This window comes from Saccharothrix sp. NBAS 001, from assembly GCF_056640475.1.
In genome coordinates, this window is sequence record NZ_CM153251.1 from 8268703 (window position 1) to 8292135 (window position 23433).

Sequence of the window (23433 nt, forward strand, 5' to 3'; positions counted from 1 at the left end):
GTATCAACCTGGCCTCGGCGTCCGGCGTCCCGTTACGCAGGCCCTTGACGACAAGCCTCCCGCGGCGTGCTGCGCGTGGGTGCTCGAAGTCCGCGCACGGAGCTCTGTCGGGGTGGACGGTGCTTCTCTTCCGCTCCGTCCCTGGCCAACCGGAGGTCCGCACCTCCTTTGTAGTGCGTGTTCGGCCCTCCGGCAAGGGCTCGATGGGGTGCACCGGTCAAGCCACCGTCAGTAGCGGATCTTCTTGTGTGACACCGTTTTCGAAGCGGGTGCCGCGCGAGGTACCGCTGAGCGGGGCAACGCCGGGTGAATCAGCTGCGGCGCCGGCGGCGCAGGCCGTACCAGGCGACACCGGCGGCCGTCGCCGCGCCCAACCCGATCGCGGTCACCGCCACCGCCGTACCCGACGGGCGCGGGATGCGGGCCCGCAGCGAAACCGGGTCGGAGAACGTGAGCACCGGCCACCCGCGCTGGACCGCGACCTTGCGCAGCGCGCGGTCCGGGTTCACCGCGGTCGGGTGGCCGACGACCTCCAGCAGCGGGAGGTCGGTGATGGAGTCGGAGTAGGCGAAGCACCGGCTCAGGTCGTAGTCGTGCTCCTCGGCGAGCCGCTTGGCCGCGACGGCCTTGTTCTCGCCCGCGCAGTAGAAGTCCACGTCGCCCGAGTAGCGGCCGTCGCTGACCACCATCCGGGTGCCGACGCTGCGCGTCGCGCCGACCATCGCCGAGATGGGCGCGACCAGTTCCTCCCCGGACGCGGAGACGACGACCACGTCGTGCCCGTCCGCCTTGTGGTCGACGATGAGTTGGGTGGCCTCCTTGTAGACCAAGGGATCCACGATGTCGTGCAGCGTCTCGTCCACGATCGAGCGGACCTGCTCGACGTCCCAGCCCTCGCAGAGGGCGGTGATGTGCGAGCGCATCCGGTCCATCTGGTCGGCGTCCGCGCCGGCCAGCATGAACACGAACTGCGCGTAGGCGCTCTTGAGCACCGCACGCCGGTTGATCAGACCTTCTTGGAAGAACGGCCGGCTGAACGCCAGCGTGCTCGACTTGGCGATGACGGTCTTGTCCAGGTCGAAGAACGCGGCGACCCCGCTGCCTTCGGTGGCGTGCTCGGTCACCGCTCCAGCTTAAGGGCCGGTCGGAGCAGTCCGCCGACCACCGTCATTCGGCGCTTTACGAACTCACAGTGATGCGGTCTACCGAATTTTCCGTGTCCCTCTAACGGAAGACACGCATGACCCTGTCCCGTGGGGATACAGTAGACGGGTCCGGCTCGACCGGACAGGTTCAGTCCGACCCCCCGGGACTGAACCAATGACGACCCCCGTCCCTCCCCCTGGCGGGGGTCGTCCCATGTCCGGGGTCGGTTCCGACCCCCTCCCCGCGCAATCCCCCGCCCGTTCCGGGCCGGTCTCGCGCGCTCCGCCACGGCCTTCTCCGGTCACCGGGAATTCCGCCGATTCGCGGCTTCGAGTTGTCCACAGCCCGCAAAGCTGTCCACAGATCGATCATCGGCAGTTGTGGCCTTCCTCACCACTCGGGAACGTGGGCACCACCCAACGTGAACGACCCGAGGAGGAACCGTGAATCGACTGCTGACCCTGGTCGACGACCCGGCGTTGCTGGAGGAGGTGCTCGCCGCCGCCGCCGTCGCGGGCTGCGAGGTCGACCGGGTGCCGGACGTGTCCGCGCTCCGGTCCCGGTGGCGCGCCGCGCCGGCCGTCGTGCTGGACGCCGGGGCCCTGGCGGGGTGCGCCGGCGTCGCGCTGCCCCGGCGGCCCGGGGTGTTCGTGGTGTCCACCGGCCCGCCCGACCGGTCGGTGTGGCCGTCGGCGCTGGAACTGGGCGTGGAACGGGTGGTCGACGTCCGGGCCGCCCGCGCGGAGTTCCAGGAGGCCCTGTCGGACCTGGTGGAGTCGCCGCCCGGCGGCGGCCGGGTGCTGTCCGTGCTCGGCGGGTGCGGCGGCGCGGGCGCGTCCGTGCTGGCGACCGCCGTGGGGCAGGCCGTGCTGGCCGCCGGCGGGCGCGGCCTCCTGGTCGACTGCGACCCGCTGGGCGGCGGGCTGGACCTGGCGCTCGGCGCGGAGCGCGAGGTCGGCAAGCGCTGGCCGGACCTGAGCCTGAGCGGCGGCCGGGTGCCGGTGGCGGAGCTGAGGTCCGCCCTGCCCGGCCGGACCAGGGGCGAGGGCCGGCTGTCGTTCCTGTCCTGCGCGCGCAGCGGACCCGACCCGACACCGCAGGCCGTGGCGGCCGTGGTCGACGCGGGGCGGCGCGCGGGGGAGACGGTGGTCTGCGACGTGCCCCGGCAGCTGTCGCCCGCCGCCGGGGCCGCGCTGGAGCGGTCGGACCTGGCGGTCCTGGTCGTGCCCGCGCGGTTGCGGGCGTGCGCGGCGGCGCGGCGGGTGGCCGAACAGGTGATCACCCGGGGCGTCACGCTGCACGCCGTCGTCCGGGGCCCGTCGCCGACGGGCATCCACGCGCACCAGGTGGCGAAGGCGGTGGGCCTGCCGCTGCTCACCGCCATGCGGCCGGAACGCCGGCTGGCCACCGCGCTCGACCAGGGTTGCTTCCCGGCCCACCGGCAAGGCCCGCTGGCCACCGCCGCGCGCGAGGTGCTGGCCGTGCTGCGCGCCCAGAAGCCGTTGTCCGCCAAGGCTTTCGCGGTGTCGGAGGTGGACGGTGGCTGAGCACCCGCGGCCTGGCCCGCGCCGGCTCGCGGCCTTCCTCGCGGCGTGGGCCGCCGCGATCCGGGAGCGCGCGCGGCGCACTGCGGCCCGGCTGTCGGCGGAGCACGGCCGCGCGGTGGGGGATTCCGTCGTGCGGGCGCTGGGCGGCCAGGTGGAGCGGCTGCGCCGGTGGGTCTCGGGAGGTCGGCTGTGACCGAACTCGTGGAGCGCGTCCGGCGGCGGTTGGCGGACGGCGGCGACGAACTCACCTCCGCGTCGGTGGCCGCCGCCGTGCGCAGCGAGGCCGGCGGGGTGGTGAGCCAGGAGGACGTGCGGCGGGGCGTTGACCGTGCTGCGGCAGGAGTTCGTGGGCGCGGGCGTGCTGGAGCCCCTGCTGCGCGACCCGGAGCACACCGACGTCCTGGTCACCGCGCCGGACCAGGTGTGGGTCGACGGCCCGGCCGGGCTGCGGCGCACCGCCGTGGAGTTCTCCGGGGAGGCGGCGGTGCGCCGGCTGGCCCAGCGGCTCGCGGTCGAGGCCGGGCGGCGGCTCGACGACGCCGTGCCGTACGTCGACGGGTGGTTGCCGGGTTCCGTGCGGCTGCACGCCGTGCTGCCGCCGATCACCCCGTCGACCTGCCTGTCGCTGCGCGTCCTGCGTCCCGCCGTGCACGACCTGGCGGCGTTGGAGCGGCTCGGGACGTTCTCCCGGCAGACCGGCGAGGTGCTGCGCGCCGTCGTCCGGGCCAGGGCGGCGTTCCTGGTCGTCGGCGGCACCGGCTCGGGCAAGACGACCCTGCTCGCCGCGCTGCTCGGCTGCGTGCCGCACGACCAGCGCGTGGTGTGCGTCGAGGACGCGGGCGAGCTGCACCCCGACCACCCGCAGTTCGTCCGGCTGCTGGCGCGCGGCGCGAACGTCGAGGGCGCGGGCCGGGTGACCTTGCGCGACCTGGTCCGCCAGGCCCTGCGGATGCGGCCGGACCGGATCGTGGTGGGCGAGGTGCGGGGCGCCGAGGTGGTGGACCTGCTGACCGCGCTCAACACCGGCCACGAGGGCGGCGCGGGCACGTTGCACGCCAACTCGCCCGCCGAGGTGCCCGCGCGGCTCGAAGCACTGGCGGCGCTGGGCGGGCTGGACCGGCGGGCGCTGCACAGCCAGGTGGCGGCGGCGGTGAAGGTGGTGCTGCACGTGCGCCGGGGTCCGGGCGGCGGGCGGCACCTGGCGGAGATCGGCGTGTTCGAGCGGCGGTCGGACGCGTTGCTGGTCCGCACGGCGTGGCGGCACGACGAGGGCTGGCAGCCGGCGGGAGCGGAGTTGCGTCGCCTGGCAGGTGTGCCATGAGCCTGCTGTTGCTGGCGGTGGCGCTGCTGGTGGTTCCGGTGTCGGCGGCCGGTCGCCTGAAGGCGTTGCGCGGTCGATCCCGCCGTCTGCGCTGGAAACCACCCGCCCAGGTGACGGTTGTCGTACTGGGTGCGACGGTCGGCCTGCTCGGTGGTGTCGGTGGGTCACTCGCGGGTGCCTTGGCAGGCTTCACGTTGTGGCGAGCCCGATGCGTGCGGCGCGCGGAACGTTCCCGACTGCGCGCCTCGGCGGCGGTCGCCGAGGGATTGGCGGGCTTCGTCGCCGAACTCCGCGCCGGCGCGCACCCCGCCCAGGCCGCCGCCGGAGCCGCCGCCGACGCGGAACCCCCGGCGGACGGCGTGCTCCGCGCGATCGCGTCGACCGCCGCCCGGGGCGGCGACGTGGAAGCGGCGTTGGCCGACCCGGACGCCCGTCCGCTGGCACGGGCGTGGCGGCTGTCGGGCGACCACGGCGTGCCGCTGGCGGACGTGGTGGAGGAGGTCCGCCGGGACCTGCGCCGCCGCATCGCCTTCGCCCACCGCTTCCACGCCCGGATGGCCGGTCCCCGTTCGAGCGCGGCGATCCTGGCGGTGCTGCCGGTGTTCGGCGTCCTGTTGGGAGAGACGACCGGGTCGGCCCCGGCGGCGGTGCTCACGTCCACCGTCGCCGGCCAAGTCCTGCTGGTGGCGGGCGCGGTGCTGATCTGCGTGGGTCTGACGTGGAGCGCCCACCTGACCAGGCGGGTGATCACGTGATCCTGTTCCTGCTGGCCGCCGCCCTCGCCGTCCTCCCCGGCCGTCGCCCGCCCCTGGCCCGCCTGACCGCCCACCCGCCGACGTCCGCACCGCCGGGACCCCGAAACCCGGTCACCGCTCCGCGCGCCGGGGCGAAGTTCGTGCGGTGGCCCGGATCGCCGGCGGCCGCTCCCGATCCGTTCGCCCTGGCCGCGACGTGGGACCTGCTGGCGGCGGCGTTGCGGGCGGGGCTTCCGGTGGCCACGGCGTTGCACGCGGTGTTGGCGGGCGCACCGGCGGGAGCGGGTGCGCCCCTGCGGAAAGTGGGCGACCTGTTGGCGTTGGGCGCGGATCCGGTGACGGCGTGGGCCGCCGCGCTCGACCACCCCGACACCGCGCCGCTGGCACGTGCCGCGCGGCGCAGCGCGAGGTCCGGCGCGGCGCTGGCCGGTGCGGTGTCGGATCTCGCGACCGACCTGCGGGCGCGGGCCGACGACCTGGCGGAGGCCCGCGCCCAGCGGGCGGCGGTGCTGGTGGCCGGGCCGTTGGCGCTGTGCTTCCTGCCGGCGTTCCTGTGCCTGGGCGTCCTGCCGGTCGTGATCGGGCTGGCCGGCCGGGTGAGTGCGAACTGGTGATCATCCACAACGGATTGCGAGGACGACCGTGTTGAACGACAAGGGAATGACGACCGCCGAGTACGCCATCGGCACGCTGGCGGCAGCCGGGTTCGCCGGCCTGCTGGTCGTGCTGCTCGGTGGCGAGTGGGTGACCGACATGCTGCGGGGCTTGCTGCAAAAAGCCTTCGCGGCCGGGACGTGACGCCCCGCCGCCCGCGACCGCCGAAACCCGTTGCCCGCCGCGAATCCCCGCCGGTCGGGGATCGCGGTGCGGTGACGGTGGAGGCCGCCTTGGCGGTCTGCGGGCTCGTGGCGTTCGTGGTGCTGGGCGTCGAGGTGGTGATGACGGTCCTGGCCCAGGTCCGCTGTACGGACGCCGCCCGCGAGGCCGCCCGCCTGGTCGCACGCGGTGATTCGGCCCGTGCGCCGACCGCCGTGTCGGCCATCGCCCCCAAGGGGGCCGAGCTGGTCATCCACCGGGACGGCGACACCGCACGGGTCGAGGTGATGTCGCGACGCGCGTTGGTGGACGTCCACGCCGAGGCCTACGCCGTGCTCGAACCAGGCGTCACCGCTCCCGACCCTCCAACCGGGACACCCGATGGGTGAGCCGGGAGCCGACCTGGAACGAGAGCGTGCTCGAACGGCCGCGATCGCATCGGCGGTGGCCACAACCGCGCCGGCGTGGCTGGTTGCGCGACTTCGGCCGTTGCGCGACCGGGCGAGTTGCGCGACCGACGACCGGTCGCGCGTCAACAGAGTGGCTGGGCGGGCCGGGCACGGCGGGGTGCGGTCGGTGTTGGTGCGTGGGTGCCGGATCGGAGGTCGGCGGGGGTGACTGCGACGTGGCGTCAGTGCGCGGTGTCAGTGCGCGGTGCAGGGGAGGCGGTGCAGGGGAGGCGGTGTCGGAGGTGGCGCTGGAGAGGTGGTGTCGGGTGGTCCGGGGTGATCGTGGTCCGGGGTGATCGTGGGGCGGCGAGCGTGCTGGCCGTGGCGTTGCTGGGGGTGTTGGGGGCGGCTGTCGTGTTCGGGGTCCGGTACGGGGAGGTGGTGGTCGGGCGGCATCGGGCCGGGGCGGTCGCGGATCTCGCCGCGGTGGGTGCGGCCGGGTGGGCGGGTGCCGGGCGGGAGGTCGCTTGTGGGCGGGCCTCGTGGGTCGTCCGGCGGATGGGTGCGGAGCTGGTGTCGTGCGCACTGTCCGGGGTCGAGGCGGTGGTCGAGGTGCGGGTGCCCGGTGCCGGCGCGTCGTCCGGCGCGGTCGGTGCGCGGGCTCGGGCAGGCGCGGGTGAAGGGTGAACTTCGCCCTTCGACGCCTCCAGCGACGAACGGTCGCCCTCCGGCGGTGAGCGGACTCACACACCCGCTGGTTGCGGCTTCGGGGGCCGTCTGTGGGAACGCGGGAGTTCTGTCGGCCGTCCGGCCGACCGGCGTTCGCCGTTCCGTACCTACCAGTTGTCGACTGGTGGTTACCAGAAGTCCCTGTCATGTCGTTAGTTCAAGTGGCGGCACCGACGCGGTGTCGAAAAACACCCGACACGGTGTCGTGGTCTTCAAGGAGGCGAACGGAAGATGGAGTGGTCGGATAGCTGGCGCGGGGCCTTCCGCATCGAGCTGCGCGCAGAGGCGGTCAACCTCGCGTGGCACGGGTGGCCTGTGCTGCCGGGCACCTATCCGGCGGGTGCGCAGTGGGCCGGCCGCGAGGACGTCGAGCACGACGGCCCGGCCCCGGTGCACCGCGACTGGCAGGAGCGCATCGGCACCGAGGCGGAGCAGGTCGCCACCTGGTGGGCCGGTCACTCCTACAGCATCCTGCTGGCCACCGGCCACGGCGTGGACGCCATCGAGGTCGGGGCCGACCTCGGGCGGCGGGCCGCGGTGGCGCTGCGGGCCGCCGGGGTGCCGGTGCCGATCGCGGCCACCCCTTCCGGTCGTTGGATGTTCCTCGTCTCCACCGGTCAGCCGTTGCGCGCCGACTGGGTCGCCGACCACGACATCCACCACTACGGCCAGGGCGAGTACGTCCCGCTGCCGCCGACGCCGTTCCAGCACGGCGTCGTGCACTGGCGGGTCAAGCCGCAGATCTGCGCGTGGCAGCTGCCCCGGCCGGGCATCGTGCAGGACGCGCTGACCGAGGCCGTCCACGCGCCCGCCGACTACGGCCTCGTCGGCGGACTGGCCTGACCAGGGCCGGCCGGACCGCCGTCCTCCTCCGGCGGTTCGGCACCGTGAGAAGGGTCGTCGGCCTCACACCGACCGACCCGGGTACACCCCGCGGACGCACCCGCGGGAGCAGTACCGGCCAGGCCGTGTTGGACGTCGTGGGATCACTCCCCGACAACCCCGAGCACGACGTCCAACACGGCCAACCCGCCCGCCTTGTCCAGCGGATCGTTGCCGTTCCCGCACTTGGGCGACTGAACGCAGGACGGGCAACCGGCCGGGCACGTGCAGGAAGCGATCGCCTCCCTCGTGGCGACCAGCCATGGGACCACCGCCGCGAACCCGCGGTCGGCGAAGCCGGCGCCTCCCGGATGACCGTCGTGCACGAACACCGTCGCCTCCCCGGTGTCCTCGTGCAGCGCGGTCGAGACGCCGCCGATGTCCCATCGGTCGCAGGTCGCGAAAAGAGGTAGCAGGCCGATCGCCGCGTGCTCGGCGGCATGTAGTGCGCCGGGGATGCGCGCCGGATCCAGACCGGCGCCCCCCGGCGCACTACCCAACAGCTCCTCGCCGACCGCGTACCAGACCGCCCGGGTCCGCAGGGTCCGCTCCGGCAGGTCCAGCGGCACCGAGTCGACCACCTGGCCGGACGAGAGCTTGCGCAGGTAGCCGACGACCCGCGAGGTCACCTCGACCTCGCCCAGGCACACCGTCACCCCGGCGAACCGCCGCTCCTCCAGCACCCGCACGACGGTGATGTCCTTGGTGTCGCGCGCGGTCGTCGTCCAGTCCGGCTTCTCCGCGTGCACCAGCGCGATGCCGCTGTCCAGGTCCAGCCGGTCCACCACGTACGACTCGCCCTGGTGCAGGTACACCGCCCCGTCGTGGACGGTCCAGCACGCCGCCTCCGGGTCGACCGTGCCGAGCATCCGGCCCGAGTCGCCCTCCACCACGACGACCTGCTCACCGCCCGAACCCCGGATGTCGACCTCGCCGTGCGGCCGGTCGTGCGACGTCCAGTACCAGCCGTTGGGCCTGCGCCGCAGCAGCTTGCGCTCGACCATGCCGTCGAGCACCTCGACCGCGAGCGGGCCGCCGAACTCCTCCAGCGAGTCCGGCGTCAGCGGCAGCTCCGCCGCCGCGCACGCCAGCTGGGGCTCCAGCACGTACGGGTTGGTCGGGTCCAGCACGGTCGCCTCGACCGGCTTGTCCAGCACCGCCGCCGGGTTGTGCACCAGGTAGGTGTCCAACGGGTCGTCCCGCGCCACGAACACCACCAGCGCGCCCGAATCGCCGGTCCGCCCCGCGCGCCCGGCCTGCTGCCAGAACGACGCCAGCGTCCCCGGGAACCCGGCCACCACCACGGCGTCCAGGCCGACGATGTCGACGCCCAGCTCCAGCGCGTTCGTCGTCGCCACGCCGAGCAGGTCACCGCTGGACACCGCCCTCTCCAGCGCCCGCCGCTCCTCCGGCAGGTACCCGCCCCGGTAGGCGGCCACCCTGGTCGCCAGCTCCGGGTCGACCTCCGCCAGCACCCGGCGCGCCCCGATCGCGGTCAGCTCGGCGCCGACCCGGGACCGGACGAACGCCAGCGACCGCGCGCCCTCCACCACCAGGTCCGCCAGGATCCGCGCGGTCTCCGCGCCCGCCGACCGCCGCACCGGCGCGCCGTTCTCGCCCTCCAGCTCGGCCAGCAGCGGCGGTTCCCACAGCGCGACGGTCCGCCCGGCGCGCGGCGAGCAGTCCTCCGTCACCGCCTCGCACGGCACCCCGGTCAGGCGGGAAGCCGAAGTCGCCGGGTCCGCCACCGTCGCCGACGCCAGCACGAACACCGGGTCCGCCCCGTACCGCCGGGCGACCCGCCGCAGCCGCCGCACCAGCAGCGCCACGTGCGACCCGAACACCCCCCGGTAGGAGTGGCACTCGTCGACCACCACGTAGGACAACCGGCGGAAGAACCTGATCCACTTGGCGTGGTTGGGCAGGATCCCCCGGTGCAGCATGTCGGGGTTGGTGAACACCCAGTTCGCGTGCGCCCGCACCCAGTCCCGCTCGGCCATCGGGGTGTCGCCGTCGAACGTCGCCGCCCGGACGTGGGGCACGCCCAGCGCCGCCACCGACCGAAGCTGGTCCGCACCCAGCGCCTTGGTCGGCGACAGGTACAGAGCTGTTGCCCGAGGATCCGCCTGGACGGCGCTGAGCACCGGCAATTGGTACGCCAGCGACTTGCCGGACGCGGTGCCCGTCGCGACCACCACGTGCCGCCCCGCCCACGCGTGCTCGGCCGCCAGCGCCTGGTGCCGCCACGGTTCCGGGACACCCCGTTCCACCAGCGCCGACACGACTTCCGGCGCGGCCCACGACGGCCACGGCGCGGCTTGCGCGTCCTGGCGCGGGAGGTCCGCGCGGTGCGTCAACGGCGACTCTCCGGCGGGGACCCCGGCGAGCACCCGGTCCAGTAAACGACGTCCCTGGTTCGCCACGGGGCGCAGCTTCGCACACACCACCGACATCACTGTTGCTTCCTGCGCCTATAACGGTGTGTGCACGGAACGGGACTCAGTGTCGGGTACTTGCGGACCTTGAATAGACTCCGCCGCTATCGCATCCAATGAGGGGTGCGTCACGTTGTGTCGGGACAGACCGTCGCGTGTGAGCAAGGCCGGTCCCGGCGTAGCGCGGTGCTTCCCGCCTTGGGCTTGGAAAACTCACCAGGAGGACGGATGTCCCGGCAATTCCTCGCGGAGGGCCTTGAGCTCTCCGGAGGTGACCAAGGTCTCGTGGCCGTGGTCGCCGTGGTCGCCCTGGCTGCTCTCGCCGTCGGTTATGTGCTGCTTCGGGAGGTCCTGGCCGCCGGCCAGGGCACCGCGAAGATGCAGGACATCGCCAAAGCGGTTCAAGAGGGCGCAGCGGCCTACCTCAACCGGCAGTTCCGAACGCTAGGCATTTTCGTCGTCGTCGTGTTCGTGCTGCTCTTCCTGCTCCCCGCGGAGGACCTCGGGGAGCGGATCGGCAGGTCGCTGTTCTTCCTCGTCGGAGCGGCGTTCTCCGCCGTCATCGGCTACCTGGGCATGTGGCTGTCCACCCGCGCGAACGTGCGCGTGGCGGCGGCCGCGAAGGAGTCCGGCGGGCGCGAGAAGGCGATGCGGATCGCTTTCCGCACCGGTGGCGTGGTGGGCATGTTCACCGTGGGCCTCGGCCTGTTCGGCGCGGCCCTCGTCGTGCTGGTCTACACCGGCCAGGCGCCCAAGGTGCTGGAGGGCTTCGGCTTCGGCGCGGCCCTGCTCGCGATGTTCATGCGGGTCGGCGGCGGCATCTTCACCAAGGCCGCCGACGTCGGCGCGGACCTCGTCGGCAAGGTCGAGCAGGGCATCCCCGAGGACGACCCGCGCAACGCGGCGACCATCGCGGACAACGTGGGCGACAACGTCGGCGACTGCGCCGGCATGGCGGCCGACCTGTTCGAGTCCTACGCGGTCACGCTGGTCGCGTCGCTCATCCTGGGCACCGCCGCGTTCGGCGCGAAGGGCCTGCTGTTCCCGCTGATCGTCCCGGCGATCGGCGTGCTGACGGCGGTGATCGGGGTGTACATCACCTCCGCCCGGACCGGCGAGAACGGCCTGTCGGCGATCAACCGCTCGTTCTACATCTCGGCGGTGATCTCGGCCGTGCTGTGCACGGTGGCCGCGTTCGTCTTCCTGCCCAGCTCGTTCGGCGAGCTCAAGGGCCTGGACGACCCCGAGGTGATCGCGACACCGGGCAACCCGGCGCTGATCGCGGCCATCGCGGTGATCATCGGCATCGTGCTGGCGGGCGTCATCCTCTGGCTGACCGGCTACTTCACCGGCACCGAGCACAAGCCCGTCAAGGAGGTCGGCAAGACCTCGCTGACCGGCGCGGCGACGGTGATCCTGTCCGGCATCTCGGTCGGCTTCGAGTCGGCGGTCTACACGGCGCTGGTCATCGGCGGCGCGGTGTACGGCGCGTTCCTGCTGTCCGGCACGCTGGTCGTGGCGCTGTTCGCGGTGGCCCTGGCGGGCTGCGGCCTGCTGACCACGGTCGGCGTCATCGTCGCCATGGACACGTTCGGCCCGGTGTCGGACAACGCCCAGGGCATCGCCGAGATGTCCGGCGACGTGGACGGCGAGGGCGCGCAGATCCTCACCGAGCTGGACGCGGTCGGCAACACCACGAAGGCGATCACCAAGGGCATCGCGATCGCGACGGCCGTGCTGGCCGCCACCGCGCTGTTCGGCTCGTACCAGGACGCGATCAAGCAGGCGCTGGAAGGCGTCACGGCGACCATCCCGGTCTCCTTCAGCAACGTCGTGTTCTCGCCGAACGTGCTGGTCGGCATCATCATCGGCGCGGCCGTGGTGTTCATGTTCTCCGGCCTGGCGGTCAACGCGGTGACCCGCGCGGCGGGCGCGATCGTGTTCGAGGTGCGCCGCCAGTTCCGGGAGAACCCGGGCATCATGGACGGCACGGTCAAGCCCGAGTACGGCCGCGTGGTCGACATCTGCACCAAGGACTCGCTGCGCGAACTGGCCACCCCCGGCCTGCTCGCGGTGCTGGCGCCGATCGCGGTGGGCTTCGGCCTGGGCGTCGGGCCGCTGGCGGGCTACCTGGCGGGCGCGATCGCCACCGGCACCCTGATGGCCGTGTTCCTGGCCAACTCGGGTGGCGCGTGGGACAACGCCAAGAAGCTGGTCGAGGACGGCAACCACGGAGGCAAGGGCTCCGAGGCCCACGCCGCCACGGTCATCGGCGACACCGTCGGCGACCCGTTCAAGGACACCGCCGGTCCGGCGATCAACCCGCTGATCAAGGTGATGAACCTGGTCTCGGTGCTGATCGCGCCGGCCATCGTCGCGTTCTCGGTCGGCGAGAGCGAGTCGGCGGGCCTGCGCTACGCCATCGCGCTGGTCGCGGTCGCGGTGATCATCGCGGCGGTCGTCGTGTCCAAGCGGCGCGGCACGGCCATCGCGGACACCCCGGCGGAGACCCCGGTCTCCAACGGGGCCGCGTGACCGGTCCGGTCTGATCCGACCGAAGCGGGCGTCCCTCCCCGGGGGCGCCCGCTTCGGCGTGTGGGGACCGGCGGCGATGGGCACACTGTGGGTGGTTCCCGGGGGTCGAATCCGGGTGAATGGAGAATCCGAGATGTGGATCCGGCTGGTCGCGGTGGCCGCGTCGGCGGCCTTGGTCGCGGCGTGCGGTTCCGGCGGCGACCCCGCGCAGACCACCTCGTCGTCCCCGTCGGGCGGCGACACCGTGGCCTACATGGACAAGGTGTGCTCGGCCGCGTCCTCGTTCGTTTCGGTGCCCAAGACACCGCCGAAGCTGGACGCGAACGACCCGGTGAAGCTGAAGGCCGACATGGGCGCGTACATGGGCCAGTTGGCCGACGCGTTCAACCAGACGGCAGCCAAGCTGCGCGAGGTCGGGCCGTCGCCGGTCGCCGGCGGTGACGAGCAGGTGTCGAAGATGGCGGCCACGTTCTCCGACATCGGCAAGTCGTTCACCGACGCCAAGGCGTCGGTCGAGCAGGCCGATGCCAACGACCCGGTCGGCGGGCTCCAGGCGGCCGGCGAGGCGATCGGGCGGCTGGACCAGTTCGCCGAGCCCCTCAAGCAGCTGGAGGCCACGCCGGAGCTGAAGGAGGCCGCCGAGAAGGCCCCGGCCTGCCAGGCCCTGCGGACCCTGCGGCCGTCCGAACCGGTAACCCCGACGTCGTAGGATCCGGCGGTCAATCGGACAAGTGGGGGGAATCATCGTGAAACTTCGCTTGACGGCGGCCGGCGTCCTCGCGGCCGTCCTCGTGACCGGTGCCTGCTCGGGCTCCGGTTCGGGGACGTCCGGCTCCGCCGGCACGTCGACCACCTCGGCCGCCGCGACCACCACCCGGGCGGCCTCCGCCGATCCGGTGAAGTGGGCGGGCACCTACTGCGAGGGCATCACGCCCGCGCTGGAGGGTGTCGTGGAGCTGCTCCAGATCATGCTCGGCGGCGCGTCCTCGGACCCGGCGACGCTCAAGGCCAAGATCCAGGAGTTCGCCGACAAGTCCGGCAAGGCGTTCACCGACGCGGGCAAGAGGCTGGAGGACCTCGGCGCGCCGTCACCCCAGGCCCAGGCGCTGCACGACGAGCTGGTGAAGTTCTTCGCCGACTCGTCCAAGACCTGGACCAAGGCGAGCGAGGAGGTCGCCAAGCTCGACCCGGGTGACCCCGAGTTCGCGACCAAGTTGGGTGAACTCGGCGGCGACGAGACGACGACCGCCGGTGACCAGATCAAGAAGCTCCAGAACGACCCCGCGCTGGGCGAGGCCTTCAAGAAGGCCCCCGCCTGCACCGCGCTGACCGAGAAGCTGAAGTCGCTCGGCGGCTGACCCCCGGGCCGGCCGGGTCCGCGCCCGGCCGGCCACCGCGCGATTCCGGGTAAGATCGCCCGGTCAGAGACTGGCCCTGCTCGAACGTGTGTTCTACGCTGCGGGACCGTGGGGCAACTGTCCTTCTTTTCGGCCGAGGCACGCCGGCCCTGTGTCGCGGACCTGGCCGGGCTGCTGTGCGGCCCCGGCCGGGCGGTGGGTTTCGCGCGCGGTCGCGCGGCCCGGATCTCGGTCTGCCTGGACGAGCGCTGGCGCGGGATGGCGCTGGTCGCGGCCCTGGCCGAGCGGGACGTGCAGGCGCGGCTGGAGGTCGTGCGCCGCCCCGTCGCGGTGTCGGACAAATCGGGCACGGACAAATCGGGCACGGACGAGCCGGGCCACGACGAATCGGGCCCGGACGAGGAGCCCGCAGCGCAGTCCGGGGCGGAACCCGCGGGCGAGCCGGTGGTCGAGGCGCCGGCGGTGGCCGGCGGTGCCCTGGAGGTCGCCACGGCGTACCGCACCGACCTCACCGGACTGGCCCACCAGTGGCTCGCCGGCGACGCGAAGGTGGTCCCACCCGATTTCACCCTCCACGGGGGCGTGCTGCGGCTCTGGGCGCTCGCGTCGGGCCGCTGGGCCGAGTCGGCGTACGTGCTCGGGCTCGACCCCGAAGCACCCGACACGCACGAACCGCTGCAAAAGGCGTTGGCCGCGTCCGGGCTACCGGCGACACTGCTCAAAACCGGCGGACCGGCCCTGCGGGTGGTGGGCCGGCGGCGGTTGGAGCGGCTGGCCGAGCTGGTCGGGCGGGCTCCCCGAGGGGTCGGCGAGCGGACCTGGCCGGCCGCCTAGCGGTCCTCCTGGCGGGCGATCGGGCACAGTTGTGTCACCCTGTCCCGACCAGGGCTGCCCATGCGGCGACAAAGGACAGTGCACACTGGCGGGTCGGGACACAGTGTTCGGAGAGAGCGGGACGGCGTGGCTGGATCGACACGGGCGAAGAAGAGCAGCGGGGGATCCGCGAGCGGCAACCGGCGGTTGGTGATCGTCGAGTCGCCCGCGAAGGCGCGGAAGATCGCGTCCTACCTCGGCACCGACTTCGTCGTGGAGTCGTCCAAGGGACACATCCGCGACCTGCCCCGGGGCGCGGCGGACGTGCCCGCCAAGTACAAGGGCCAGCCGTGGGCGCGGCTCGGCGTGGACGTCGACCACGACTTCGAGCCCCTCTACGTGGTCACGCCGGACAAGAAGGCGACCGTCGCGGAGCTGAAAGAGCTGCTCAAGGACGTCGACGAGCTGTACCTGGCGACAGACGGCGACCGGGAGGGCGAGGCCATCGCCTGGCACCTCCTGGACACCCTCAAGCCCAAGGTGCCGGTCCGCCGGATGGTGTTCCACGAGATCACCGAGCCCGCGATCCTGGCCGCCGCCGCGAACCCGCGCGACCTCGACCAGGACCTGGTCGACGCGCAGGAGACCCGGCGCATCCTGGACCGCCTCTACGGCTACGAGGTCAGCCCCGTGCTGTGGAAGAAGGTCATGCCGAAGCTCTCGGCGGGCCGGGTGCAGTCCGTGGCGACCCGGATCGTGGTCGAGCGCGAACGCGAGCGGATGAAGTTCGTGACCGCGTCGTACTGGGACGTCTCGGCGACCATGGACGCGGGCGAGCAGGCGTCCCCCCGGCAGTTCGGCGCACGGCTGGTGGCCGTCGACGGCCGACGCCTGGCGACCGGCCGCGACTTCGAGTCGACGGGCCGGCTCAAGGAGGGCTCCGAGGTCCGGGTCCTGGACGAGGCGCAGGCCCGCGCGATCGCGGACGGCCTGGTCAACGCCGCCATGACGGTCTCCTCGGTGGAGGAGAAGCCCTACACGCGCAAGCCGTACCCGCCGTTCATGACCTCGACCCTCCAGCAGGAGGCGGGTCGCAAGCTGCGGTTCTCGGCCGACCGGACCATGCGCACCGCGCAGAAGCTGTACGAGAACGGCTACATCACCTACATGCGCACCGACAGCACCACGCTGTCCGAGACCGCGATCACCGCGGCCCGTGCGCAGGCCACGGAGCTGTACGGCGCGCAGTACGTCTCCAAGACGCCCCGCCAGTACACCCGGAAGGTCAAGAACGCCCAGGAGGCGCACGAGGCCATCCGCCCGGCCGGCGAGGTGTTCCGCACCCCCGGCCAGGTGGCGCGGGAGCTGGAGTCCGACGAGTTCAAGCTCTACGAGCTGATCTGGCAGCGCACGATCGCCTGCCAGATGTCCGACGCGCGCGGCAACACGACCAGCGTCCGGATCTCGGGCACCACGGCGGGCAACGAGGCCGTCACCTTCGCCGCGTCCGGCCGCACGATCACCTTCGCGGGCTTCCTGAAGGCGTACGTGGAGACGGTCGACTCGGAGGCGGGCGGCGAGTCCGACGACGCCGAGTCGCGGCTGCCGGAGCTGGTCAAGGACCAGGCGCTGGTCGCGGCCGAGCTGTCCGCCGACGGCCACTCGACCTCCCCGCCGCCCCGGTTCACCGAAGCCAGCCTGATCAAGACGATGGAGGAGCTGGGCATCGGCCGCCCGTCCACCTACGCCTCGATCATCAGCACCGTCCAGGACCGCGGCTACGTGTGGAAGAAGGGTTCCGCGCTGGTCCCGTCCTGGGTGGCGTTCGCCGTGGTGGGGCTGCTGGAACGGCACTTCGGCCGGCTGGTGGACTACGACTTCACCGCCGCGCTGGAGGACGAGCTGGACGGCATCGCCGCCGGCCGCCAGGAGCGCACCACGTGGCTGTCCGGGTTCTACTTCGGCGGCAACGTCGGCCCCGAGTCGTCGGTGGGCCGTTCGGGCGGCCTGAAGAAGCTGGTCGGGTCGAGCGTCGAGCAGATCGACGCCCGCGAGGTGAACTCGATCCCGCTGTTCGTGGACGTGGAGGGCCGCACGGTCGTGGTCCGGGTCGGCCGCTACGGGCCGTACCTGGAGCGCGAGGTCGAGGGCGAGGACGGCGCGCTCACGTCGCAGCGCGCGAACCTGCCCGACGACCTGCCGCCGGACGAGCTGAACCGGGGCGTCGCGGAGAAGCTGTTCGCGACCCCGCAGGAGGGCCGCTCGCTGGGCACCGACCCGGTCACCGGGCACGAGATCGTGGCCAAGGAGGGCCGGTTCGGCCCGTACGTCACCGAGGTCCTGCCGGAGGCGCCCGAGGGCACCAAGAAGGCGCCCAAGCCGCGCACCGGGTCGCTGTTCAAGACCATGTCGCTGGACGCGGTCACGCTCGACGACGCGCTCAAGCTGCTCTCGCTGCCGCGCGTGGTCGGCAAGGACCCGGAGACCGGCGCGGAGATCACCGCGCAGAACGGCCGCTACGGGCCCTACCTCAAGAAGGGCACCGACTCGCGGTCGCTGACCGACGAGGACCAGCTGTTCACGGTGACCCTGGACGAGGCGCTCAAGATCTACGCCGAGCCCAAGAAGCGGGGCCGGGCCGCCGCCGCGCCGCCGTTGAAGGAGCTGGGCAACGACCCGGTGTCCGGCAAGCCGATGGTGGTCAAGGAAGGCCGGTTCGGGCCCTACGTCACCGACGGTGAGACCAACGCGTCGCTGCGCAAGTCGGACAGCGTCGAGGGGCTCAGCGACGAGCGCGGGGCCGAGCTGCTCGCGGAGAAGCGCGCCAAGGGCCCGGCGCCCAAGAAGAAGGCCCCGGCCCGCAAGAAGGCCCCGGCCAAGGCGAAGAGCTAGCGGGATGATGTGGCGGTGGACGACTTCGGCCCGGACGGCACGCAGGAACCACCGCCACCTCGCCTGTTCCCGGACTCGCTCGCGGGTCTGGTGACCGGTGACGCCGACCCGCCCCGGCCGTTCCCGGACGCGCTGAGCGGTCCGGCGGCACCCGGCCCGCCGGTGATCCCGCAGGTCGTGGCGCAGCCGGTCTACCCGGAGCCGCCGCGCCGGCCTGCGCACCACAAGCAGACCCGGCGCGCGCCGGGCCCGCCGCCGCAGGCCGCGCCCGCGTGGGTGAACGCGCCGCGGTCGTACTCGCCGCCGCAGGCGTACCGGCAGCGGTCGGTGCCCTACGCGCAGCGGCCCGCCATGAACCAGGTCCAGCAGCTGCAACTGCCCGCCAAGAAGAGCGTCAAAGGCGGCCTGGTCGGGTGCCTGGTGGTGCTCGCCGCGCTGAGTGGGCTGATGTTCAACGTGGTGCGGGAGATCGTCGAGGCGGTCGTCAAGCTGTTCACCTGACCGCCTGGAACCACCCGAACGGCGGATGTGGTCCGGGCGGTGCGCGGCTCCCGGCTACCCTGGTCCCCCGGCAGGGGCGCATCTGCTTCGGCGGGCGGGGGTGAGCAGCATCCAGGACGGCGGCGGCACAGCGGCCTCGACCAGCCACCGGATTCGCAGCGTGTTGGCGATCCGGCCGTTCCGCAGGCTCTGGGGTGTCACCTACCTGTGCAGCGTCGGTGACTGGCTGTCGCTGCTCGCGCTGACCGGCCTCGTCTCCAAGCTCACCCAGAGCTACCAGTGGGAGAGCTTCGCGCTCAGCCTCGTCGTGCTCACCCAGCTGCTGCCGGGCATCCTGTTCGCCCCGCTGGGCGGCGTGCTCGCGGACCGGTTCGACCGGCGCAAGATCATGGTCGTCTGCGACCTGCTGCGCGGCGGCCTGTTCATCTCGATCGCCCTGGTGGGCACGGCCTGGTGGCTGTTCATCGCGAACTTCCTGGTCGGCTGCTGCGCGATGCTGTGGATCCCGGCCAAGGACTCGGCGGTGCCGAACCTGCTGCGCCGCCCGGACCAGGTGGAGACGGCCAACCAGCTCGGCCTGGTGATGACCTACGGCATCGCGGTGATCAGCGGTGCCGGCCTGTACTCGCTGATCTCCGGCATCCCCGGCTACCTGCACCTGCAGAGCACCGACATCGAGTTCCGGATCGCCACCATCGCGGTGATGGTCAACGGCGCGCTGTACGTGACGTCGGCGGTCCTGGTCGCGGTGCGCATCCCGGAGCTGTCCGGCCGGGTGAACGCGGTCAAGCGGGACCAGGGCGCGCGCGAGGGCTTCTTCGCGATGCTGCGCGACGGCCTGCGGTTCGCCGGCCGCACGCCGCTGGTGCGCGGCCTGGTGATCGGCATGATCGGCGCGTTCGCGGCGGCCGGCGCGGTGATCGGCACGGCCAAGCTCTACGCGCTGTCCCTGCTCGGCGGCGACTCGACGTTCGGCCTGCTGTTCGTGGCGGTGTTCGCGGGCCTGGCGATCGGCATGGCGATCGCGCCCCGGATGGCCCGCCGGCTGCCCTACGACCGGCTGTTCGGCGTGACCATCGTGCTCGCGGGCACCAGCCTGGTGCTGGTCGCGCTCGCCCCGCACCTGTGGATCGCGCTGGTCGCGGTGGCGCTGGTCGGCGGCTGCGCCGGGATGGCGTTCCTGACCGGCCTGACCATCGTCGGGTCCGAGGTCGAGGACGCCATGCGCGGCCGGACCGTGGCGCTGCTCCAGTCGCTGCTCAAGGTGGTCCTGTTCGCCGCCTCCGCCACGGCCCCGCTGCTGGTCAGCGTGATCCAGCAGCAGAACTTCACGGTCTTCGGCCACGAGATGCAGGTCGACGGCACCCGTCCGGTGCTGTTCGGCGCGGCGGTGATCGCGGTGGTGCTCGGCCTGATCGCCTACCGGCAGATGGACGACCGGCGCGCCGAGCCGATCCTGTCCGACCTGCTGGCCGCGCTGCGCGGGCGGTCCCGGCAGGGCGCGGGCGTGCTGATCGCGGTCGAGGGCGAGAGCCGCGCCGACACCTCCGCGCAGGCCCGGCTGCTGGCCGACGCGCTGCGCGCCGCCGGGCACCGGGTGCTGCTCGCCTCCGACCCGGACCTGGACGAGCAGCGGCTGCGCAACCTGCTGTCCACCGCCGACCTCGCCGGGGTGCGGGCGCACGCCCTGGTCGCCGCGGCGGTCCGCGCGGACGTGGTGGAGCGCGAGGTGCGGCCCGCGCTGGCCGGCGGCTCGCTGGTGGTGATGGAGCGGTACGTGGACAGCCCGCTGGCGCACTTCAGCGCGGCCGGCAGCGTCGCGCCCCGGGAGATGGAGGGCCTGGTCGACTGGGCCACCGGGCGGCTGCGGCCGGACGTGACCGTGCTGCTGGACCGGACGCCGACCGAGGGCAGCGCGTCCGTGGACGCCGTGGAGCACCACTGGCGGGTGCAGCGGCTGCTGACCGAGATGGCCGCCGCCGACCCCGGGCGCTACCTGGTCGTGGACGGCGACGGGACCGTGGACGAGGTGGCCGGGCGGGTGCGCGCCGCCGTCGTGCCGCTGCTGTCCGGCGTCACCGCGCAGCCGGTGGCGGAGAACTCCTGACAGCTCGGTAGGTTTGACGACCGTGGCCGGCAAAGGGGTGTGGAGCGAAGTCGTCGGGCAGCCCGACGCGGTCGCCGTGCTGGGCGCGGCGGCGGAGGCCGCGGCGTCGATCGTGGCCGGCGGGACACCGCCGCCCGGTGCCATGACGCACGCCTGGCTGTTCACCGGACCGCCCGGCTCGGGCCGGTCCAGCACGGCGCGGGCGTTCGCGGCGGCGTTGCAGTGCACGGCCGCCGACGACCGGCCGGGCTGCGGCTCGTGCGCCGGGTGCCACACCACGCTGGCCGGCACGCACGCCGACGTGCGGGTGGTCGCGCCCGAGGGGCTGTCGATCGCGGTGGCCGAGATGCGGACGCTGGTGCAGGTCTCGGCCCGCCGGCCGACGTCCGGGCGGTGGCAGGTGGTGATCATCGCCGACGCCGACCGGCTCACCGAGGGCGCGTCGAACGCGCTTCTCAAGGCCGTCGAGGAACCGCCGGACCGGACCGTGTTCCTGCTGTGCGCGCCGTCGGACCACCCCGACGACGTGTCGGTGACGATCCGCTCGCGGTGCCGGATCGTGTCGCTGGGCACGCCCCGGCTCGACGCGATCGCGACCGCGCTGGCCGAGGACGGCGTCCCGGCCGACGAGGCGTCCTGGGCGGCGTCGGTGTGCGGCGGCAACGTGGCCCGCGCCCGCCGGCTGGCCACCGAGGAGTCGGTGCGGGCGCGGCGCGAGTCGGTGCTGCGCATCCCGTTGGGGCTGCGCCGCCCGGCGGACATCTTCACCTGCGCGGACCACCTGGTGCAGGCCGCCGAGGCGGACGCGCTGACCGCGAACGAGGCGCGCGACGAGTCCGAGCGGCACGCGCTGGAGACCGCGATGGGCGCGGGCGGCACCGGCAAGGGCACGGCGGCGGCGACGCGCGGTGCCAAGGGCGCGTTGAAGGACCTGGAGAAGCGGCAGAAGTCACGGGCCACCCGGACCCAGCGCGACTCGCTGGACCAGGCGCTGGTCGACCTGGCGGCGTTCTACCGGGACGTGCTGGTCACCGCGTCGGGCGCGCGGGCCGTGCTGAACCACCCCGACCGCGCGGCGGACGCGCGCACGGCGGCCCGGGAGTGGACCCCGGCGTCCACCCTGCGCCGGCTGGAGGCCGTGCTCGCGTGCCGGGACGCGCTGGAACTCAACGTGAAGCCCCGGATCGCCGTCGAGGCGATGCTGACCACGCTGCACCGGGGCTGACCGGCCGGGACCTCCGGGGCCGGCGCGGTCAGTCCCGCGGCGTCGGCGGTTCGCCCGGGAGCGGCCGGCGGCGGACCGGGATCGCCGCCACCACGACCACGCCGACGAGCAGGAGCGCGGTGCCGGTCCAGAAGATCGGCACGGTCTGGTAGGCGGCGTTGGTGTACGCCAGCTGCGGGACGTTCTTGGGCGGGGCGGCTTGCCCACCGCCACCGGGAGGCGCCGGTGTCGGTGCGCACACCACCCCGCCGTTCGGGGCAGCCGCGCGGACGATCTGCTCACCCAGGGACACTTGTGCCAGCGCCGAAGGCAGGTTCGGCAGACCGAGCGCGTCGGTCGGCAACAACTGGAGGTCGAGCAGCCGCGCGGTTGCCCCGAGCATGAACCCCTTGATGGTGGCGCCGCCCTGCTGGAGCGGGCCGTCCAGGGGCGTGGACTTCTCGGTGAGCTGGGCGATCTGCAGGCGCAGCACGCCGATGTCCAGCTTGCGCTCGCCGAGCGCCCCCACCACGGGGAGTGTGAGGTCGCCGAGCACCGGGATGCCGATCGGCACGTCGAGCTTCGGGCTGGCGGCGTCGAGCGCGCCGAGTTCCCGGCCGCCCTGCGAGACCTTCAGCACCGGGGCGGTGTAGGAGATCGTCGAGGTGGCGGCGTCGCCGGTGGACAGCGCGGTCAGCGTCGGCTGGCTCACCACGTCGATGCGGATCTCCATCGGCGTGCCGGAGAGCAGCCGGACGCTCGCCGCCTGGAGCGTCGAGGTCGACCTGACCGCCTTGTTCGCGCTGCCGGGCAGGTCGACCAGCTCGACCGTGGAGCGGGCGCTGAGCGCCTCCGGCAGGCTGAGCAGCGAGCCCTGCGCGCCGGACTCCGGCGTGCCGGAGAGCAGGCCGCCCAACTGGCTCAGCGGGCCGGCCAGCCCCTTGAGGCCGTCGATCAGCGACTGCTTGGCGTTCGCGTCGAGCTTGGGCGTGTCCTGGGTGAGCATCCCGGTGAGGTCGCTGGAACTCGGCAGGGTCGGGATGGCGTTGAGCACCGACAGGCTCGCCACGGACGTCTTGGCGTCCGCGATGGGCTGCACGCACGGGCCGAGCTTCTCGTCCCAGCGGGCGTGCACGCTGCCGTTGAGCAGACCGACCTTGAGCAGCGAGTCCAGCGGGGTCGGCGGCGGGTTGAGGCCGCCGGTGACGGGGTCGGCGTTGTCCGGTGACGCGGTCTGCACGATCGTGCCGGGCGTCTGCGGCGCGCGGCCCTGGACCGCGAAGCCGAGCGGCGACGCCTGCGCGACCGCGCGTTCGTAGGACAGGAACGCCTCGGTGTTCGCCTGCGCGCTGGCCAGCCCCACCCCGATCTCGGCCGCCGACTGCTTGGGCAGCGCTTCGCCGAAGCCCGGCAGGATCGTGCTGGTGGGCGTCGAATCCGGCGCGAGCCGCACCACGGCCAGCCCGGTGCCCGCGTCGCCGATCACGTGCGTGGTCGGCTCGGGCCCGGCGGAGACGGGCGGCTGGTTCGGGTCCCGGGGGCCGGGCACGGGCGTCGTCGTGGGCTGGGCCAACGCGGGAGCGGCACACAGCGCGACCAGCACGGCGGCGACAGGCAGAGCCATCAGGCGCATGTGGTGCTACCTCCCACGAATGGCGGCGTCCGGTGCGGCGCGCGCGTGAGCGGCGTCACGAACAACCTAACGACGGCACCCCCTGCTGGGTGACGCGCGACGCTTGGGCTATAGTTGTCGCGTCTCGCCGCCTTAGCTCAGTCGGCCAGAGCAGCTCACTCGTAATGAGCAGGTCATCGGTTCGATTCCGATAGGCGGCTCGCGGGATACAAGGACCAGGTCAGCACATCTGACCTGGTCCTTTTCATTCCCCGGATCGGTGACGAGCAGTAGGGCTGAACCGTGTCGGGCGCCGTGTGCCCGAAGTGTCCCCGTCGGTGCCGGTGTACCTGCGCGGGGCGAGTTGGGCCGCAGCCTCTGTTCCTTGACC

19 protein-coding genes, 1 tRNA gene and 1 pseudogene are annotated in these 23433 nt (G+C 73.1%); 18 read left to right on the plus strand and 3 right to left on the minus strand.

Translation table 11 applies throughout. From position 1 onward, the window contains the following. Positions 1 to 311 precede the first annotated feature (311 nt). A complete protein-coding gene (locus AC0HI0_RS36590; protein WP_480928042.1) occupies positions 312 to 1124 on the minus strand; it encodes an HAD family hydrolase in 813 nt (270 codons plus the stop codon). 465 nt (positions 1125 to 1589) lie between these two features. Between AC0HI0_RS36590 and ssd the strand changes: the two genes are divergently transcribed. From ssd to AC0HI0_RS36635, 9 genes and pseudogenes are all read left to right on the plus strand, one after another. Further along, entirely contained in the window at positions 1590 to 2693 is a 1104-nt protein-coding gene (gene ssd, locus AC0HI0_RS36595; RefSeq protein WP_480928043.1) for a septum site-determining protein Ssd, read from the plus strand. Further along, complete coding sequence (locus AC0HI0_RS36600; protein ID WP_480928044.1) at positions 2686 to 2886, plus strand: hypothetical protein; 201 nt, start codon at positions 2686 to 2688, stop codon at positions 2884 to 2886. The genes ssd and AC0HI0_RS36600 overlap by 8 nt, the downstream gene beginning before the upstream one ends. After that, a pseudogene (locus AC0HI0_RS36605) lies at positions 2883 to 4014 on the plus strand (TadA family conjugal transfer-associated ATPase). The gene AC0HI0_RS36600 and the pseudogene AC0HI0_RS36605 overlap by 4 nt, the downstream one beginning before the upstream one ends. After that, the gene (locus tag AC0HI0_RS36610; protein WP_480928045.1) at positions 4011 to 4769 is read left to right on the plus strand and encodes a type II secretion system F family protein; all 759 of its coding nucleotides are present in this window, start codon (positions 4011 to 4013) and stop codon (positions 4767 to 4769) included. Before AC0HI0_RS36605 ends, AC0HI0_RS36610 begins: the two are co-directional and overlap by 4 nt. Beyond that, entirely contained in the window at positions 4766 to 5383 is a 618-nt protein-coding gene (locus tag AC0HI0_RS36615) for a type II secretion system F family protein (RefSeq protein ID WP_480928046.1), read from the plus strand. The genes AC0HI0_RS36610 and AC0HI0_RS36615 overlap by 4 nt, the downstream gene beginning before the upstream one ends. Positions 5384 to 5411: 28 nt before the next feature. Then, positions 5412 to 5567: a DUF4244 domain-containing protein gene (locus AC0HI0_RS36620; protein ID WP_480928047.1), complete on the plus strand. Its 156-nt coding sequence runs from the start codon at positions 5412 to 5414 to the stop codon at positions 5565 to 5567. Between the two features lie 71 nt (positions 5568 to 5638). Further along, entirely contained in the window at positions 5639 to 5974 is a 336-nt protein-coding gene (locus tag AC0HI0_RS36625) for a TadE family type IV pilus minor pilin (RefSeq protein WP_480928048.1), read from the plus strand. A gap of 336 nt (positions 5975 to 6310) precedes the next feature. Beyond that, on the plus strand, positions 6311 to 6661 hold the full coding sequence (locus AC0HI0_RS36630; RefSeq protein ID WP_480928049.1) for an Rv3654c family TadE-like protein: 351 nt from the start codon (positions 6311 to 6313) through the stop codon (positions 6659 to 6661). A 273-nt stretch (positions 6662 to 6934) separates the two neighbouring features. Next, positions 6935 to 7546 carry a bifunctional DNA primase/polymerase gene (locus AC0HI0_RS36635; RefSeq protein WP_480928050.1) on the plus strand — a complete coding sequence of 204 codons (612 nt, stop codon included), beginning with the start codon at positions 6935 to 6937 and terminating at the stop codon, positions 7544 to 7546. Between the two features lie 143 nt (positions 7547 to 7689). Here AC0HI0_RS36635 and AC0HI0_RS36640 read toward each other — a convergent pair whose 3' ends face one another. Beyond that, on the minus strand, positions 7690 to 10038 hold the full coding sequence (locus tag AC0HI0_RS36640; RefSeq protein WP_480928051.1) for a DEAD/DEAH box helicase: 2349 nt from the start codon (positions 10036 to 10038) through the stop codon (positions 7690 to 7692). Between the two features lie 210 nt (positions 10039 to 10248). Between AC0HI0_RS36640 and AC0HI0_RS36645 the strand changes: the two genes are divergently transcribed. The 8 genes from AC0HI0_RS36645 to AC0HI0_RS36680 all read left to right on the plus strand — a co-directional run bounded on the left by AC0HI0_RS36645 (position 10249) and on the right by AC0HI0_RS36680 (position 21451). Further along, entirely contained in the window at positions 10249 to 12555 is a 2307-nt protein-coding gene (locus AC0HI0_RS36645) for a sodium-translocating pyrophosphatase (protein ID WP_480928052.1), read from the plus strand. Between the two features lie 133 nt (positions 12556 to 12688). Beyond that, positions 12689 to 13264 (plus strand): hypothetical protein, encoded by a 576-nt coding sequence (locus AC0HI0_RS36650; protein WP_480928053.1) that lies wholly within the window; start codon positions 12689 to 12691, stop codon positions 13262 to 13264. Positions 13265 to 13301: 37 nt separating this feature from the next. Beyond that, on the plus strand, positions 13302 to 13913 hold the full coding sequence (locus tag AC0HI0_RS36655; protein WP_480928054.1) for a hypothetical protein: 612 nt from the start codon (positions 13302 to 13304) through the stop codon (positions 13911 to 13913). Between the two features lie 108 nt (positions 13914 to 14021). After that, positions 14022 to 14747: a hypothetical protein gene (locus AC0HI0_RS36660; protein ID WP_480928055.1), complete on the plus strand. Its 726-nt coding sequence runs from the start codon at positions 14022 to 14024 to the stop codon at positions 14745 to 14747. A gap of 126 nt (positions 14748 to 14873) precedes the next feature. Next, positions 14874 to 17618: a type I DNA topoisomerase gene (topA, locus tag AC0HI0_RS36665; RefSeq protein ID WP_480928056.1), complete on the plus strand. Its 2745-nt coding sequence runs from the start codon at positions 14874 to 14876 to the stop codon at positions 17616 to 17618. Between the two features lie 15 nt (positions 17619 to 17633). Next, entirely contained in the window at positions 17634 to 18119 is a 486-nt protein-coding gene (locus AC0HI0_RS36670; protein ID WP_480928057.1) for a hypothetical protein, read from the plus strand. Between the two features lie 25 nt (positions 18120 to 18144). Next, a complete protein-coding gene (locus AC0HI0_RS36675; RefSeq protein ID WP_480928058.1) occupies positions 18145 to 20226 on the plus strand; it encodes a bifunctional MFS transporter/dTMP kinase in 2082 nt (693 codons plus the stop codon). A gap of 22 nt (positions 20227 to 20248) precedes the next feature. Beyond that, entirely contained in the window at positions 20249 to 21451 is a 1203-nt protein-coding gene (locus tag AC0HI0_RS36680; RefSeq protein WP_480928059.1) for a DNA polymerase III subunit delta', read from the plus strand. A 28-nt stretch (positions 21452 to 21479) separates the two neighbouring features. Here AC0HI0_RS36680 and AC0HI0_RS36685 read toward each other — a convergent pair whose 3' ends face one another. Beyond that, positions 21480 to 23063 carry a hypothetical protein gene (locus tag AC0HI0_RS36685; protein WP_480928060.1) on the minus strand — a complete coding sequence of 528 codons (1584 nt, stop codon included), beginning with the start codon at positions 23061 to 23063 and terminating at the stop codon, positions 21480 to 21482. A gap of 126 nt (positions 23064 to 23189) precedes the next feature. Between AC0HI0_RS36685 and AC0HI0_RS36690 the strand changes: the two genes are divergently transcribed. Continuing rightward, positions 23190 to 23263, plus strand: a tRNA-Thr gene (locus AC0HI0_RS36690). The last annotated feature ends 170 nt before the right edge of the window (positions 23264 to 23433 follow it).